The sequence below is a fragment of the Pseudomonas sp. HK3 genome, from assembly GCF_052920985.1.
Window position 1 is genome coordinate 1,931,534 of the sequence record NZ_JBREXD010000001.1, and the last position, 15,251, is coordinate 1,946,784.

A 15,251-nucleotide genomic window follows, 5' to 3' on the forward strand; every position below is an offset into this window, starting at 1 on the left:
TTACTATGGTTAATGGCGTGTACTATATTGATTTGCATCAGGTGAGATGGCGCTCTAAGCGTCTAGAATTGTAGGGATAAGGTTTTTTTATGTGGATCATTCACTCAGCCGAAGGCATTAATTTTTACTCATGTGCTAGAAAAAGCGATGACGCTGGCACAAATTTTTTTGCATGTACTTGTTTTTGAAGAAAATAATACAAATTGAGTTCAAATATTAACGCAACAATTTAGATGTAATTTAGACGCAATGATGAGTATAAACGGCAAGGCTAAGCTCACAACTGACGTATTTAATCCGGACAAAGAAAAAACGGCTAGAGGATAAAAATTGGAAAAGACAAATTAAGTGTACAAGGTACTCAGTGTGTGATCGGTGAGTGTACTCAGCAATATAAGCTTAATCTCTTTGTTTATGTAAAGGCTTTAGCGATCGCCGCATACTTGATGCTCAATTGCATTTGAGGAGACTCATCGCAATTTCAAAAACAAGTACCATGACCGACATAGCTGAAGCGCTTTTATATGTGCGCTAAAAAGGGCCATGCGATTAAAACTAAGTTAAACGATGACGTGAATGCGAAAATGCCGGTAATTAGTTTTTAGCGTATGTGACAACTGGAATGCCTTATCACAAGACTCCTTTGGTTGTGAAAAAATCGGCAGTAACTAACAGTAGATGCCTGTTAGTTACGTAATAATAAAACATTAACGGTGATTGAATATAAATGGCCGTTTGGTTTTTTAGATGGGATTTAAAATGATAAAAGCAAAACCGTTTATGACACCATTAAAAAATTTAGTGGATCAATTTGACCAACTTATTCATGGGCGGCTATGGCTTAAAGTGCTTATTGCACTTGCGCTAGGCGTAATGTTTGGTGTGTTGTTGGGCCCTGACTTAAATCTGGTTTCACCACCGTTAGTGAAAACCATTACCGCATGGTTAGCATTAACCTGGGCAAGTATTCTTGGCCATTATTCAAATGATCGTAGTGCCATTGGTGATGGCTTCTATTGTGAGAGGATTGGCGGCAAATAATAATCCAGAAGCCATGAAGAAAAATGGGTTTATCGCACTTATCTTTATTTTTGCATCCACAGCATTAGCCGCTGCAGTGGGTATTTTATTGGCGCTTAATATTCAGCCTGGGCATTTTATTGATGCAACTGCGCTGACCGATATAGACGCAGGTTCTGTTGTGAGTACGGTTGCTAAAGGGTTTCCAGAGGTATCGGAATTACCGGCAAAAGTATCTGGGTTAATTCCTAAAAACCCGCTTGCTTCAATGGCATCGGGTGAAATGTTACAGGTGATTTTATTCTCAGCGGTATTAGGTGCTGCGTTATTGTCGATTCCTGCGTCTCAGTCTAAACCGTTATTTGATTTGTTGGGTGCATTGCAAGAAGTCAGTTTACGGATTGTGTCTTGGGCTATGTTATTAGCGCCTATTGCTGTATTTGGGTTGATCACCCGATTAGTGGCTAATTTAGGCATTGATGTATTAGCGGGTATGGCCATTTATGTGTTGACCGTTTTATTAGGGTTATTGATTGTTGCGATTTTATATTTTGTTGTGGCAAAGCTGACGCTTAAACACAGCCTTAAATATTTCTTTGTCAATATACGTGAATTACTTCTATTGGCTTTTTCAACCAGTAGCTCGGCTGCAGTGATGCCAATCACGCTACAAGTGACAGAAGAAAAACTCAATATAAAACCTGAAATATCACGTTTTTTAGTGCCGCTAGGGGCCACTATTAACATGACGGGGACAGCCCTTTACCAAGGGGTTGCCACTGTGTTTTTAGCGCAGGTCTTTAATGTGGATTTAAGTCTGTCTAGTTATGTCTTTATTGTCACAATGGCGGTGGCGGCTTCGATTGGTTCACCTGCAACACCGGGTGCCGGCATTATCATTTTAAGCATGGTGCTAGAAGGGGTGGGGATTCCCGCAGCAGGTATTGCGTTGATTTTAGGGGTCGATCGAATATTGGATATGTGCCGTACATCCGTAAATGTATTAGGCGATGTGGTGACGTGCAGTACGGTTGAATATTTTACACAAGACAAGCATATGGATAACAAACCAGATGCTGAAAAAATCGCGCTTGAATAAGCAAAGCCTTAAAAGACTTAGTGATTAGGCATTAAGTTTGAAGGTATGAGCTGATACCCATGTGTCACGTTATCGTGACAGGCGATGAACCAAAGGGTTTAGGCTAACATTGGTGCGCTTGTAGTATTTTTTATCATGGCTTCTTGGTTAATTATTGATTAATCAAGTTAGCTCGATAAGCAGGGATATTAGATTGAGTGCTCTTGAGCGGCTTTAGCGTGGTGCTCAGAATATAGTGCTTTTATTAACCTCATCATAATTAAAGGCCATCATAAATAGCATGACCAATTTAGTTAAGTAATTAACTTGTACTAAGGGTTATAATGCCAGGTAACTGATTTGGAGGTTGTGAATGGCAAGTATTCAAAAAATTATTGCCCATGCTGAGCAACATTGTAAAGAGCATGGCACCCGCTTTACGGAAAAGAGAAAAAAAATATTCTCAACGCTTTTATCGTCTAAAAAAGCCACTTCTGCCTATGAGCTGGCAGAGCTTTATAAGGTTGAATTCGGTGAAATCATACCGGTAATGTCGGTGTACCGAATCTTAGATTTCCTGCAAGAAGAAAGATTGGTGCATAAGCTAAGCCTTGCGAATAAATTTGTTGCTTGTGCTCATATTACTTGCAGCCACCCCCATGAAGTCCCTCAGTTTCTAATCTGCAGTGAATGTCAGAAAGTTGAAGAGATCAGTATCAAGCAATCAATTATTGATGAAATGCAGCTTAATGCAGACAAAGCTGGCTTTATGTTGGTGAGCCCACAGTTTGAAATGAGCTGTGTCTGCAAGAGCTGCTTCAAAGCCTAAATAGACCTGCACGGGTTAATCCCCATGCACTATCCCATCCTATCGAAATGATACACCATAACTTTTATTTGTAATAATTATGATATGTTGTAACATATCTATTGATTTGTCTTGGATCAGGTGTCGTTTATGTCTGCTGAGAGTGAATCAATGTGCGTTCAAATATTAAAACAATGGCGTGACGCGTCTAGATAGCGACGCTGTTATCGAAAAGATGAATACACCTAAAACGTAAATATCATGCCACGTTATAGCCATTTTTATGGCAATGAATATATCTAAAACAAGTGATAGAGAGTGCGTTTTAACTATTCAATATTACGTTATTTGCTGTCTGTGATATCAGCCCTAATAAAGAATGAACGCTTAAAACTAACTGAAAGAGATTTTATGATGATAAATAAAATAGTGGCCCTACCAATATTGATGGCCGCAATGAGTTTGGTCGGCTGTAACGATAGTAAGTCTGGTGGGTCTAGTGAAAAATCAAAAAGCGAAACAACAGCCAGTGGTCGTTTATTGGTTTCTTCTGCAGACTCAGCTGAGTTAGCTGTGGTTGACTTAAAAAAAGGGGCCGAGCTAGATCGCATCAGTCTGAATAATATTGCGAGTTCGTTGTATTCATCGCCCAAATATCGATTTGGTTTGGTTGCTGAGCGTGAGCAAAATATTGTACAAATTGTTGATGGCGGCGTGTATCAAGAAGACCATGGTGATCACTTACATGACTATAAAAAAGATGCATCGCTATTATCAAAAACATTTAATGGTGTAAAGCCAACGCACATTCGAAATAATGACGGGCAGGTAGCCATATTTTTTGACGGCGATAGTAAGACATCATTAATGTCCTCTGTTATCAGCTTCGATGGCGATGGTATTTTAACTAATAACGAGCGGTCGTTAAATTTAGATAATTATATGCATGGCACAGCAGAACCTCGCGGTAATTTTTTAATAACCACGTACCGACCTGCCGAGCTTAAATCAACATTACCTAACCAAGTAGAGTTATATGAATTTAATGAGTCATCAAGCAATTATGATTTTGTCGAGCGCTTCGATTTAAATTGTCCGGCATTGCACGGTAGTTTCTCTACACATAATGCAAGTGTATTTGGCTGTTCAGATGGCGTATTAATCATTAAACAAGACGGGACATCATTCTCTGCCCATAAGATTGAAAACCCGACAACGATGCCTGAAGGTGATCGTATTGGCTCTTTTTCAGGAGATGCCAAAGCGAATGTTATAGCGGGGTGGGCAAATGGTAAATTATACGCTCTTGATATTAATGAATCTAAGATCACAGCTGTAGATTGGACAAATGGTGATAACTCTGAGTATTTAAGCTCTAAAGTTGAGAGTGACGCTTTAATTGTGCTGGATAAGTCAGGTTTTGTTCACGTTCTAAATATTGCGGATAACTTTAGCCGTTTAAATAAAGTAAAAGCATTAAATAAACTGCCTGAATTAACAGGTCATAGTCGAATTGCATTTATTACAAACCCTGTGAGTGACGATATTTACATCGTAGACAGTATTGATAAAAAAATAGTGGTTATTGATTCGAGTAGCGGAGTATTGAAAGATGCAATAACGCTCGACTTCACACCAAAATATTTATCATGGGTTGGTGTTGTTAGCGAGGAATGATTGTTTTTTCTTGGGTGGTTGTTGATTCAATCATTCAAAATAACATGGTAGATGAGTTGTCTCCATCTTAAGCTAAGTTGAAAATTCACCAGTAAAAGAAATGCTTTAGCATGGTGAGGAGTGAGGAGTGAGGAGTGAGGAGTGAGTTAGGGTGATTTGATATTTTATGCGTGTGTTACTAAATTACTTCGTGAATTCAACTTGTAAGTGCAACATCAGGTCGGAATAAAGAGCAAGCTGGGGTAACCTCTCTGCTTTTCGTTCCGGCAAGAATGATAGGCACTATGAGAAATTACACCCAGCTCACAGAAGATCAACGATACCAAATTTACGAAGATCGCACACTTGGTTTGACACAAAAATAAATCGCTCAAAAATTAGGCGTTCACAGGTCAACTATTTCAAGAGAGTTAAAACGCAACACTGGGCTTAGAGGTTATCGGCCTAGGCAAGCTCAACAGTTATCAGAAAATAGAAAGCAGCAGCGTACGTCAACGCGTATTCCCTCGCACCATTGGCTGCGTGTGGAGGCGCTAATTGAGGAAGACTGGAGTCCAGAGCAGATCAGCGAATGGTTAGCGATCAACGAAGCCATTTTTATTAGCCATGAGTGGATTTACCTGCACATTTATCAAAACAAATCTGATGGAGGGAGTCTGCATCAGCACCTGCGTTGTCAAAAGAAACGACGAAAGCGTTACGGTACAAATAGCCGCCGAGGACAGCTAAAAGACAGGGTTTCGATTGATGATCGCCCCAGCATCGTTGATTTAAAAACGCGTATAGGTGATTGGGAAGCGGATACCGTGACAGGTTTGCAAGCAGGGCCAAGATTGGTCACGCTAGTTGAACGAAAAACACGATTTACGTTAATAGGGCTGGCCAAAAATAAAAGTGCAGAAGCGGTGACTGATACAATCAAAGAGATGCTCAGCGGTTACCATGATGTGGTTAAAACCATTACGTATGACAACGGAAAAGAATTCGCTGGCCACATGGATATCGCTAAGGAGAGTGAATCAAAATCGTATTTCGCTCATCCCTACAGTTCGTGGGAACGAGGATTAAATGAAAATACAAACGGATTAATACGCCAATATTTTCCAAAAGGATCGGATTTTTCATTGCTGAATAAAAGAGATATTGAAATTGTTATTAATAAACTCAATAATCGCCCAAGAAAATGCTTAGAATTTAAAACACCGAATCAAACGATTTTTGGAATCAACCCACCGGTTGCACTTGTGAGTTGAATTCACGCATTTTAGCGCGATAGAGTATTAATTTTATGAGGCGTCTACTTTTAAAAACAAAAAAGCCCAGAACCTAAATTAGGCCTGGGCTTTTTTGATGGTATTCGATTAATTGAACACACCTGATCTTGGATGTGAGTTAAACAATCTAACTCTGTATCAAACTATGCTAACGCGTTAGCAAAAATTTGGTGGAGACGGCGGGGTTCGAACCCGCGTCCGTCAACACTCCACTATTGGTCCTACATGTTTATTCTCTCTATTAGTTTAGCCCATCACCGCCCGAGAGACAGGGTGCTTAGGGTGAGCCTAATACTATTTAGCAGTTTGGCCTTAGGCGAGCCTCCCGTGCGAGCTTATTCTGCGATGCTCTCATTGTCTGTTTATAAGCATCCAGACGCCGAGATTAGCGGCAATTAAGCCGCTAGTGCGTAGTTTTCGTCGTTTGCGACTATTAAAATGTACAACGGGGATTTAGGTGATCGTTATACCCTCACCACATGCACCTCAAGCTTCATCATCGACGTCGAATCCAAAATCGTCCCCAAAAGCTTTTTGGTTAAGCCAATTGTATGCCTGCATTGCGGTTAATACAAGTTAAGACATTGAATATAGGCTGTTTTGTTGCGTTGTCTATCGTGTGATTTAGATTGGTTTGAAAGCGAAAATATAGGATCTGTGTTGTCATTCATAGTTGGGTCAGACTGTGATCATAAAACATACAAGCTGGGACAAATGTTTAAGTAAAATTAAAATATCAGTTGCCAATTATTATATTTGGCTATTTCATAGAGTTATTGCAAAATAATTACTGATTTACAGTGTTTGCTTCTATAGAATGCTGCCTTTTTATTTGACTGAATAGTCAGCTGAATTCCAATCAATTATGTATTTGGTGAAAATATGAAACTTACACATACTGTAGGGCGTGCGTTGCCTTTAGTACTTGTCGCGGCGATAGCATCATCTGTTTCTTATGCTGAAGAGAAAGGCGACATTGAGAGTAGACTCGAGGCGTTAGAGAAAGTTCAAATTACGGGTAGTTATCGTTTGAACTATACCGTTAAAGATTGGGACGAGCGCCAAGAAGATCGTGGTGGTGACTTCCGTTTCAACCAAATCAACCTAGGTGCAGAGACAGAAAAGAACGGCGTACGTTTGTCATCGCAATACCGTTGGTATGATGGCCTTTCTATGGTTCACCATATTTATTTTGCTACAGATATCGGTGATGACTCTGAAATTCAAGTGGGTATCACCAAGGTGCCTTTTGGTATCCTGCCATACGAGTCTCACAACGATTGGGGCGACAATGCTTTGGTCATGGGCTTTAACGATGACTATGATGCGGGTGTTAAATATATCACTCAGCGTGATGCGTTGAATGTTCAGGTTGCTTATTTCTCTAATGGAGAGCAAAGCCCTTCTAATGCAGAGCGTTTTTCTGCGGACGTTGTGTCGTCAGCAGGGACAAACGGGCAAGCAAACGAAGAAGCGCATCAGTTAAACTTTCATGCTAGCTATAAAGTAGGTGGTAGCGAATTTGGTGGCTCTCTACAGCTTAATGGATTATACAATAATGTTACCAAAAAGATGGGTGATGCTTGGGCAGCAGCCGTATTCCTAAATGGTAAATACGATGCATTCGGTGTGCAATTGCAAGCGGCTCGTTATGAATATAACCCTGAAAACCAAGATGGTGTGAGCGAAGACTCTGTTCAATTAGGTGCGTTTGGTACAACTTACCTAATGGCTTCAGAGGCTAATATGTATGTTGCCAACTTCCATTACGACCTACCTTATAAAGGTGGTATTGTTGATCAAGTACGTGTTTATACCGATTACAACTTAATCGATAAAGATGAGTCTAGTTTTGATGATTCACAAATGCTTTCTGTTGGTACTATGTTTGTGACTGGTGATCTGTACACATTCGTAGACATTAATGCCGGTAAGAATGCCTTATTCTTTGGTAATGGCAGTGCAGTTAATGCACTTGCAGCTGGGGATGGTGACAACGACTGGAATACCCAGTTTAACATCCAATTTGGTTATTACTTCTAACCAATAAAAAAGCCCAAGTATCAAATGGTACTTGGGCTTTTTGTTAATTAGATAAAACTGTTTAGGTAAGGGTAAAAAGATTTAACAAATTAGCGCACGTTATGTTTCATGATACGTTCTTTTTGTTTGTTCCAGTCTTTTTCTTTGTCAGACTCACGTTTATCGTGGGCCTGCTTACCTTTACCCAAGGCAATTTTGCATTTTACGTAAGGGCCTTTCCAGTACATTTCTAAGGCAACTAATGTGTAGCCTTTGGCGTTAGCTGCCATTTCGAATTTATCGAGCTCTTTGCGTTTCAGCAATAGTTTTCGATTTCGTCTTGGGTCGCAGATAACGTGGGTACTGGCAGTATTAAGTGGTGTGATGTTCGCTCCGTGAAGCCATGCTTCACCTTGGTGTATCACAACAAAAGCATCCACAAGCTGGGCTTTGCCCGCACGGATACTTTTTACTTCCCAACCTAATAATGCAACGCCGCATTCGGTTTTATCATCAAGCATGTAGTCATGACGCGCGCGTCTATTCTCACAAATGCTTGAACCGCTGTTTTTGGTTTTTTTATTACTCTTAGCCATAGCAGCGATTATAGGGGCGAATTCGCCAAAAAGATATGCGGGAAACGAGGGTTTCAAATGGTTTTTTATGGTTATTTAAGCCATTTAATTCGATCATGACGGATTCTCTTGAGATAGCTCTCATAATTACAGACAATAACAGCAACATCTTTTATACACAGGAAGGCACATGGCTGAGCAAAAGAGCATTCATGGTTTATGGCGTAGTCGCTGGCTATTTATTTTAGCCGCAACAGGTTCCGCTGTCGGTTTAGGTAACATTTGGAAATTCCCATATATAACAGGCGAGAATGGCGGCGGAGCTTTTGTTCTTGTTTACCTGGCTTGTATTTGTGTGATTGGTATTCCTGTCATGATTGCGGAGGTGACACTCGGTCGCTTAGGTCGTCAAAGCCCTATTAATTCAATGGCCGCGATATCGAAAGATCAGCAATTACACCGTGATTGGGCTGGTATTGGTTGGATGGGCGCCGTTTCAGGTTTCTTAATTCTATCTTTTTACTCAGTGATTGCAGGTTGGTCACTGGATTACATCTTCCTTATGGCCAGTGGTGCATTCGATGGTGCTACGGCAGAAAGCGTCGGTACAACGTTTGGTGATTTATTAGCCGATCCTTGGAAATTACTAGGATGGCACACCTTATTTATGATTTTGACAATTAGTATTGTTGCTCGAGGTGTGAACAAAGGTTTAGAGCGCTCTATTAGCATTCTAATGCCGATGTTATTTTTGATCTTAATTATATTGTTAGGTTATTCAATGAGCACTGAAGGTTTTGGTGCGGGTTTTGATTTCTTATTTAGTTTCGATTTTTCTAAAATTACAGGTCAAAGTATTGTTGTGGCCCTGGGCCATGCCTTCTTTACATTAAGTTTAGGTATGGGTGCGATCATGGCTTATGGCGCGTATATGCCGCAAAACACGTCTGTAGGTAAGACGGTTATGACCGTTGCGTTCTTGGATACTCTAATCGCATTGGTTGCTGGTCTTGTTATTTTCCCAGTTGTGTTTAGTAACGGTCTTGAAGCAGGCGCAGGTCCTGGTTTGTTGTTCCAAACATTGCCTCTAGCATTCTCTCAAATGCCAGCGGGTACAATCTTCGGCACATTGTTCTTTGTATTGGTTGCATTTGCAGCATTGAGTTCAGCTATTTCACTGGGTGAGCCGGTTGTTGCTTGGGCTGTAGAGAGCAAAGGCGTTAGTCGTGTGGTTGCTGCCTCTGCAATTGGTTTTGTGATTTGGTTGCTTGGTATTGGTACTATTTTGTCTTTCAACGAATGGGCCGAGTTTAAGATTTTTGGTAAGACTATTTTCGATACATTGGACTTCCTAACTGCAAATATCATGTTGCCACTTGGCGGCTTACTGATCGCAGTATTTGTATCTTGGAAAATGAAAGAAAAAGATGTTCGTGACGAAGTGAAAATGCAGTCACCAATATTGTTCGAAATTTGGCGCATAATCTTGAAATACGTTGCGCCAGTGGCCATCGGTATTGTACTGATTAATGGTTTGGTGAAGTAAAGGTAGTTTATGGCTCGCATAGAACGTTCTGCGCTGGTTATGCACAGTGCAGAGCGCATGTTTGCATTGGTGTGTGATGTGCAATCATATCCTCAGTTTTTGCCTTGGTGTGTTAATGCACACCTTGTATCGGAAACAGAAACTGAGTTGGTTGCCGGTATGACAATACGCAAAGGTGGTATTGAGCAAACGTTCACCACGCGCAATGTAAAACAGGCGCCCCAGTGGATGACGCTGGAGCTAATTGATGGGCCATTTAGTAAGCTCAATGGTAAGTTTACATTTAAACCGCTTAATGACGAGGCGTGTAAAGTGATTTTAGAATTGGACTTTGAAGTGGCGGGTAAAATATTATCCCTGACCTTAAGTCCAATTTTTAAACAAGCCGCCAATACGATGGTCGATGCCTTCGTAAAGCGCGCTGATGCAGTATACGGAGTGTAAAATGACGCAAATTCAAGTAGAAGTGGCGTATGCGACCCCGGAAAAGCAACGCATAATTGTGTTGCAAGTAGAGCCGGGGTGCACGGTTTATCAAGCCGCTGAGCAATCTGGTATTTGCAGTGTTTTTCCTGAAATTGTTTTAGACGATGCAAAAATGGGTATTTTTGGTAAGACAGTGCGTAATCCAAAAGATGAAGTGTTGAAAGAAGCGGATCGGGTCGAAATTTACCGCCCGCTAATTATTGACCCTAAAGCAGCCCGTGCTAATCGAGCAGCAAAAGCGGCTAAAAAAGCTTAGCAACTCTGCATTAAGACAATAAAAAAGGCCCATCGGGCCTTTTTTATTGTCTTAATTTTAAGGGTTACTTAATCCCCAAAGACTTTTAGCGGCTTGTCATCTGCTTTTTGCAGCTCTGGTGCCGTCGACTCAGGAAGCTTGCCTTCAAAGTGAGTGTATTTTTGAGTTTGGTCAAAATGTACACGAATATGATAGCTTTTTACTTCATCTTCGCGGCGCTCAGTGCGATAAGTGTAATCCCAGAAGCGAGAACTAAAGGTGTCTTTCAAGACAGGATTGCCCATAATATAGGCAACTTGTCCTTTGCTCATACTGGGTTTAAGCTTATCAAGCATGTCTTGCGTGACAATATTGCCTTGCTGGACATTGAGTTTGTACACTTGCATAGAACAAGCGCTTAATAATATTAAAACTGTGGCTGTGATAATAAATCGAAACATGTAGAATAACCGTCACTTAAAAGTTGATTGCATAATACCTGAAGTTGCGTTGCTCGCAACGACCAAAGAGCATAACCCCATGGCAGATGAAAACTTAGAATTACGCAAAGCAGGTCTTAAAGTGACACTGCCTCGAGTAAAAATACTGCAAATACTTGAAGCAGCGTCCGAACCGCACATGAGTGCGGAAGATGTGTACAAGGCATTGATGGATGCCGACGAAGAGGTGGGTTTAGCCACGGTTTACCGTGTACTTACCCAGTTTGAAAGCGCAGGCCTTGTGGAACGCCACAACTTTGATGGCGGCCACAGTGTGTTTGAACTTGACCGTGGTGACCACCACGACCACATGGTATGTGTAAAAACAGGCCAAGTGATTGAGTTCGTAAACGAAGAAATTGAAAAACTTCAGCATTTGATTGCCGAAGAATATGGTTATGAATTGGTAGAGCACAATCTTGTATTGTACGTGAAGCCAAAAGGCGAAAAGTAGCCTCGACCGTTTGACCATAAAAAAAGCCAGCTATGCTGGCTCAGACTGCTGACAAAGTCCTCGCCTTTTTAGGTGAGGATTTTTTATAATAGGGCCATGCTAAATGACCGCCCCCAAACACAGTCGCAACTTGAGTTCGTTTCCATTGACGAGCTTGTGCCTAATGACCATCTTCTGCGCAAGATTGAGCAGAAAGTGGATTTCAGTTTTATTCACGATTTAGTCAAAGACTTTTATAGCCCCAATAACGGCCGACCGGCGTTAGATCCCACTTTGATGATTCAAATTATTATTCATCGGCTATTTATTTGGCGTGCGCAGCGAGCGCCAATTAATCCGCGAGGTTCAGGTTAACGTGGCCTATCGGTGGTTTTTAGGTCTTGGGTTAACCGACAAGATTCCCGATGCCTCCACCTTAAGCCAAAACCGTATTCGACGGTTTAAAGAATCCGATGTCTATCAGCAGATTTTTGATGAAATCGTGCTGCAAGCCATGAAGAAGAAGCTGGTGGGCGGAACCACCCTTTATACCGACTCTACTCATTTGAAAGCCAACGCCAATAAAAACAAGCACATTAAAGTGCAAGCACAAGCTGAACGCCAAGCGTATATGGATGAGCTGGATAAAGCGGTTGAGCAAGACAGGCTAGATCACGGAAAAAAGCCCTTGGCGTCGCGGTCAGAGACGCCCAATAAATCGAGAGACATCAAACAAAGCACCACAGACAAAGACAGTGGCTACATGGTGCGTGATAACAAGCCAAAGGGGTTTTTCTATTTAGACCATCGCACAGTTGATGCACGCTGCAACATCATTACCGACGTACACGTCACAGCGGGTAATGTTCACGACAGTGTCCCGTATCTAGCAAGACTCGACAGACAGGTGCAACGTTTTGGATTTAATCTTCAGCATGTGGGTTTGGATGCTGGGTATTTTACCGCAGCGTTATGCAAAGGCATCGAAGATAGAAACCTTTATGGTGTCATGGGCTACAGACGACCCACGCATAAAAAAGGGTATTTCTACAAAAACCAATACGTTTACGATGAAACACAAGATCTCTACACCTGCCCACAAGGACAGAATGTTTTTTATCGCACCACCACTCGAGAAGGCTATCGCCAATATCATAGCGACGCAAACGCATGCCAACACTGCCCAGACTTAACGCGCTGTACCAACAGTCAAAATCACACAAAAGTGATTACGCGGCATGTTTGGGAAGGCAGCAAGGATAGAATCAACGAACACCGCTTAACAGACAAAGGCAAACTACTTTACGCAAGGCGAAAGGAAACGGTGGAAAGAAGTTTTGCAGATGCCAAACAATTACACGGCTATCGCTACGCGCAATTTCGAGGCAAACACAAAGTGCAAATGCAGTGCTTAATGACGGCCGCTGCGCAAAATATGAAAAAGATCGCATTAATGGCAGCGTAAAGCGCTTTGCATTAAAAATGCCTGTCAGAAAAGCCTTATCAGGCCAAACTAAAGCTCGATAAGTGTGGGTGGAATATTAAATTGAGATATATGAGGTGAGAATAAATTGAGCAAGGAGGCGCTTAAATTGCCCTGAAATGAATAAACCCCAGTGAAAACACTGGGGTTTATCAGCAGTCTGAGCCAGCTATGCTGGCTTTTTTTATGTCTGCTTTATACTCGACAGTGTGTCGATATTAATATTGCCTGCCTTACCCATTCCATTGGGTATTAGCAGGCTACGGCAAGTTTTATGCTGGGGTTGCCGTGTCTCCCATCCTTGGGCTCTCCGTCCACACAGAGTCTTTACCGGCGGCTTATACCTGTGCCGCCATTAACATGTCTTTGGCATGGGCAAGCGTGAGGTCGCTGATCTCTAAGCCTCCCATCATGCGTGCCAGTTCTTGTTGTCTTTGATCGTTATCGAGTTTGCGAATTTGGGTGCGTGTTTGCTGTTTACCGCTCAACTTGTTTACCAGTAAATGCTGGTGAGCAAGTGCCGCTACTTGCGGTTGATGAGTTACACTTATAACTTGTTTTTTGCTGCCCAGTTGTTTGAGTAAGCGACCCATTCTTTCTGCAGTTGCACCGCCGACACCTACGTCAATTTCATCAAATATGAGAGTGTCAGGGCCTTGCTGAATTAAAATTTGCAGTGCCAAACTGATGCGAGACAGCTCACCACCGGACGCCACTTTTTGTAATGGTTGCAAGGACTGCCCAGGGTTAAAGCTAACCAATAATTGAATTTGGTCTGCGCCATACTTTGTCGCTTTGTGAATGGGCTGGTTGTCCACTTCAAATTTAATCTGGGTTTTATCAAGGGCCAGTTGTTTTAATAGCTTCAATAATTCGCTGCGCAGTTTTTCAGCCGCTTTGTTACGTGCTTTGTTTAGCGCGTTGCTGTGCCCACAGAACACGTCCTCTGCTTGCTCTAACGCGATGATTAACTCATCTAGCGACTGGTCTTGCCCTTTTAGTTGAGCAAGGTCTTCGGCCAAGGTGGTGTGCAGTTGGCTTAATTCTTCAGGGCGCACCTTATGCTTGCGAGCAAGTTCATAAATGGCATTTAAGCGCTCCTCTACGTGCAGCAGTTGTTCAGGGCTGACTTCAAAGTTATCAATATAGCTTGCTAATTCATAGGTGGCTTCACCCATTACCACATAGGCTTGATTCAGCAATTCATGTGCGCTGGCAAGAGCGGGGCTGCTATCAATGAGCGGATCAAGCTTTTGCAGGGCTTGCTGTACAGCTTGATAAGCGTCACCTCGGTCATCATCGTTCTGACATAAGTGCAGCGCTTGCTGAGCACTAAGTAAGTGGGTTTCGGCATTGGCCAATCGCTTTTGTTCAGCTTCAAGGCTTTCGACTTCTTCTGCTTGTAGGTCTAGAAGATCAAGTTCTTGAACTTGGTATTCCAGTAGCTGAATACGAGCCAATGATTCATCTGTTTGATTTTGCAGGTGATCAACTCGTGTTTTTAGTGTTTGCCAATGTTGATAACTGCTTTTTACGTCTTTAAGTAAATCGTTATATTGGCCGTAATTGTCCAGTAACTGACGAGGCGCGTCTTTGTGCAATAGCATTTGATGGGCATGCTGCCCGTGAATGTCTAATAGCTGCTGGCCGAGTTCTTTTAATTGTTGCAGCGGTGCTGGGCGGCCGTTGATATAGCCTCGACTGCGGCCTTCGTTGGTAATAATGCGTGATAGTATGAGCTGTTCTTGATCATCAGCCATGTCGTTGTCAACGAGCCAAGCTTGCAGCTTCGGCTTCTGCTTTAACTCAAAGCAGGCATATATCTCAGCTTTATTTGCCCCAGGACGAACATGAGAGCCTTCGGCTTTGCCGCCCGTTGCCAGTGATAATGCATCCAGCATGATGGATTTACCTGCACCGGTTTCGCCGGTAACGGCACTAAAGCCCGACTTTAGGTCGAGTTCTAATGTGTCAACGATGGTGAAATCTTTAATTGAGATATGTGCCAGCATGGTTAATTTTACCTGTATATTCATACATGTGTTTATTTATACAGTAAAAATTGTGTTTGTAAAGTTCTTGAAACTGTTTTTTCCATCCCCATATAGGGCATA

13 protein-coding genes, 1 other RNA gene and 1 pseudogene are annotated in these 15,251 nt (G+C 42.0%); 11 read left to right on the plus strand and 4 right to left on the minus strand.

Going from position 1 to position 15,251, the window contains the following annotated elements; genetic code table 11:
* Positions 1-759 precede the first annotated feature (759 nt).
* The 5 genes and pseudogenes from ACU6U9_RS09040 (at position 760) to ACU6U9_RS09060 (ending at position 5,836) form a co-directional block, all read left to right on the plus strand.
* Positions 760-1,041: a hypothetical protein gene (locus tag ACU6U9_RS09040; protein ID WP_446734697.1), complete on the plus strand. Its 282-nt coding sequence runs from the start codon at positions 760-762 to the stop codon at positions 1,039-1,041.
* Positions 971-2,119: a dicarboxylate/amino acid:cation symporter gene (locus ACU6U9_RS09045; RefSeq protein ID WP_446734698.1), complete on the plus strand. Its 1,149-nt coding sequence runs from the start codon at positions 971-973 to the stop codon at positions 2,117-2,119. The genes ACU6U9_RS09040 and ACU6U9_RS09045 overlap by 71 nt, the downstream gene beginning before the upstream one ends.
* Before the next feature lie 352 nt (positions 2,120-2,471).
* Entirely contained in the window at positions 2,472-2,927 is a 456-nt protein-coding gene (locus tag ACU6U9_RS09050; protein ID WP_446734699.1) for a Fur family transcriptional regulator, read from the plus strand.
* A 390-nt stretch (positions 2,928-3,317) separates the two neighbouring features.
* Positions 3,318-4,583, plus strand: a complete 1,266-nt coding sequence (locus ACU6U9_RS09055; protein ID WP_446734700.1) for a hypothetical protein — start codon at positions 3,318-3,320, stop codon at positions 4,581-4,583.
* A 284-nt stretch (positions 4,584-4,867) separates the two neighbouring features.
* Positions 4,868-5,836, plus strand: a pseudogene (locus ACU6U9_RS09060) (IS30 family transposase).
* Between the two features lie 189 nt (positions 5,837-6,025).
* Here ACU6U9_RS09060 and ssrA read toward each other — a convergent pair.
* Positions 6,026-6,382, minus strand: a transfer-messenger RNA (tmRNA) gene (gene ssrA / locus ACU6U9_RS09065).
* Positions 6,383-6,739: 357 nt separating this feature from the next.
* Between ssrA and ACU6U9_RS09070 the strand changes: the two genes are divergently transcribed.
* A complete protein-coding gene (locus ACU6U9_RS09070; protein WP_446734701.1) occupies positions 6,740-7,900 on the plus strand; it encodes a hypothetical protein in 1,161 nt (386 codons plus the stop codon).
* A gap of 89 nt (positions 7,901-7,989) precedes the next feature.
* Here ACU6U9_RS09070 and smpB read toward each other — a convergent pair whose 3' ends face one another.
* The gene (smpB, locus tag ACU6U9_RS09075; RefSeq protein WP_446734702.1) at positions 7,990-8,475 is read right to left on the minus strand and encodes an SsrA-binding protein SmpB; all 486 of its coding nucleotides are present in this window, start codon (positions 8,473-8,475) and stop codon (positions 7,990-7,992) included.
* A 169-nt stretch (positions 8,476-8,644) separates the two neighbouring features.
* Here smpB and ACU6U9_RS09080 point away from each other — a divergent pair, with 169 nt between their 5' ends.
* The 3 genes from ACU6U9_RS09080 to ACU6U9_RS09090 are packed head-to-tail and all read left to right on the plus strand — an operon-like array spanning position 8,645 to position 10,742.
* Positions 8,645-10,000 carry a sodium-dependent transporter gene (locus ACU6U9_RS09080; RefSeq protein ID WP_446734703.1) on the plus strand — a complete coding sequence of 452 codons (1,356 nt, stop codon included), beginning with the start codon at positions 8,645-8,647 and terminating at the stop codon, positions 9,998-10,000.
* 9 nt (positions 10,001-10,009) lie between these two features.
* Positions 10,010-10,444 carry a type II toxin-antitoxin system RatA family toxin gene (locus tag ACU6U9_RS09085; RefSeq protein ID WP_446734704.1) on the plus strand — a complete coding sequence of 145 codons (435 nt, stop codon included), beginning with the start codon at positions 10,010-10,012 and terminating at the stop codon, positions 10,442-10,444.
* Position 10,445: 1 nt separating this feature from the next.
* Positions 10,446-10,742 carry an RnfH family protein gene (locus ACU6U9_RS09090; RefSeq protein ID WP_446734705.1) on the plus strand — a complete coding sequence of 99 codons (297 nt, stop codon included), beginning with the start codon at positions 10,446-10,448 and terminating at the stop codon, positions 10,740-10,742.
* A gap of 68 nt (positions 10,743-10,810) precedes the next feature.
* Here ACU6U9_RS09090 and ACU6U9_RS09095 read toward each other — a convergent pair whose 3' ends face one another.
* Entirely contained in the window at positions 10,811-11,182 is a 372-nt protein-coding gene (locus ACU6U9_RS09095; protein WP_446734706.1) for an outer membrane protein assembly factor BamE, read from the minus strand.
* A 79-nt stretch (positions 11,183-11,261) separates the two neighbouring features.
* On the opposite strand from ACU6U9_RS09095, the gene fur reads away from it, so the two are divergent.
* Positions 11,262-11,675, plus strand: coding sequence for a ferric iron uptake transcriptional regulator (gene fur, locus ACU6U9_RS09100; RefSeq protein WP_446734707.1), 414 nt, complete (start codon positions 11,262-11,264; stop codon positions 11,673-11,675).
* Positions 11,676-11,771: 96 nt separating this feature from the next.
* Positions 11,772-13,119, plus strand: a protein-coding gene (locus ACU6U9_RS09105) for an IS1182 family transposase (protein ID WP_446734535.1) whose coding sequence is annotated in 2 segments (ribosomal slippage) — positions 11,772-11,954 and positions 11,956-13,119 — 1,347 coding nt in all. Because the reading frame shifts where the segments join, the coding sequence is not laid out codon by codon here.
* Positions 13,120-13,475: 356 nt separating this feature from the next.
* Here ACU6U9_RS09105 and recN read toward each other — a convergent pair.
* A complete protein-coding gene (recN, locus tag ACU6U9_RS09110) occupies positions 13,476-15,173 on the minus strand; it encodes a DNA repair protein RecN (RefSeq protein ID WP_446734708.1) in 1,698 nt (565 codons plus the stop codon).
* Between the last annotated feature and the right edge of the window lie 78 nt (positions 15,174-15,251).

Coding starts and splice junctions, on each gene's coding strand:
- recN (WP_446734708.1), bottom strand. CDS start 15,173: ATGAATATACAGGTAAAATTAACCATGCTGGCACATATCTCAATTAAA.
- ACU6U9_RS09070 (WP_446734701.1), top strand. CDS start 6,740: ATGAAACTTACACATACTGTAGGGCGTGCGTTGCCTTTAGTACTTGTC.
- ACU6U9_RS09090 (WP_446734705.1), top strand. CDS start 10,446: ATGACGCAAATTCAAGTAGAAGTGGCGTATGCGACCCCGGAAAAGCAA.
- ACU6U9_RS09040 (WP_446734697.1), top strand. CDS start 760: ATGATAAAAGCAAAACCGTTTATGACACCATTAAAAAATTTAGTGGAT.
- ACU6U9_RS09050 (WP_446734699.1), top strand. CDS start 2,472: ATGGCAAGTATTCAAAAAATTATTGCCCATGCTGAGCAACATTGTAAA.
- ACU6U9_RS09085 (WP_446734704.1), top strand. CDS start 10,010: ATGGCTCGCATAGAACGTTCTGCGCTGGTTATGCACAGTGCAGAGCGC.
- smpB (WP_446734702.1), bottom strand. CDS start 8,475: ATGGCTAAGAGTAATAAAAAAACCAAAAACAGCGGTTCAAGCATTTGT.
- ACU6U9_RS09055 (WP_446734700.1), top strand. CDS start 3,318: ATGATGATAAATAAAATAGTGGCCCTACCAATATTGATGGCCGCAATG.
- fur (WP_446734707.1), top strand. CDS start 11,262: ATGGCAGATGAAAACTTAGAATTACGCAAAGCAGGTCTTAAAGTGACA.
- ACU6U9_RS09080 (WP_446734703.1), top strand. CDS start 8,645: ATGGCTGAGCAAAAGAGCATTCATGGTTTATGGCGTAGTCGCTGGCTA.
- ACU6U9_RS09095 (WP_446734706.1), bottom strand. CDS start 11,182: ATGTTTCGATTTATTATCACAGCCACAGTTTTAATATTATTAAGCGCT.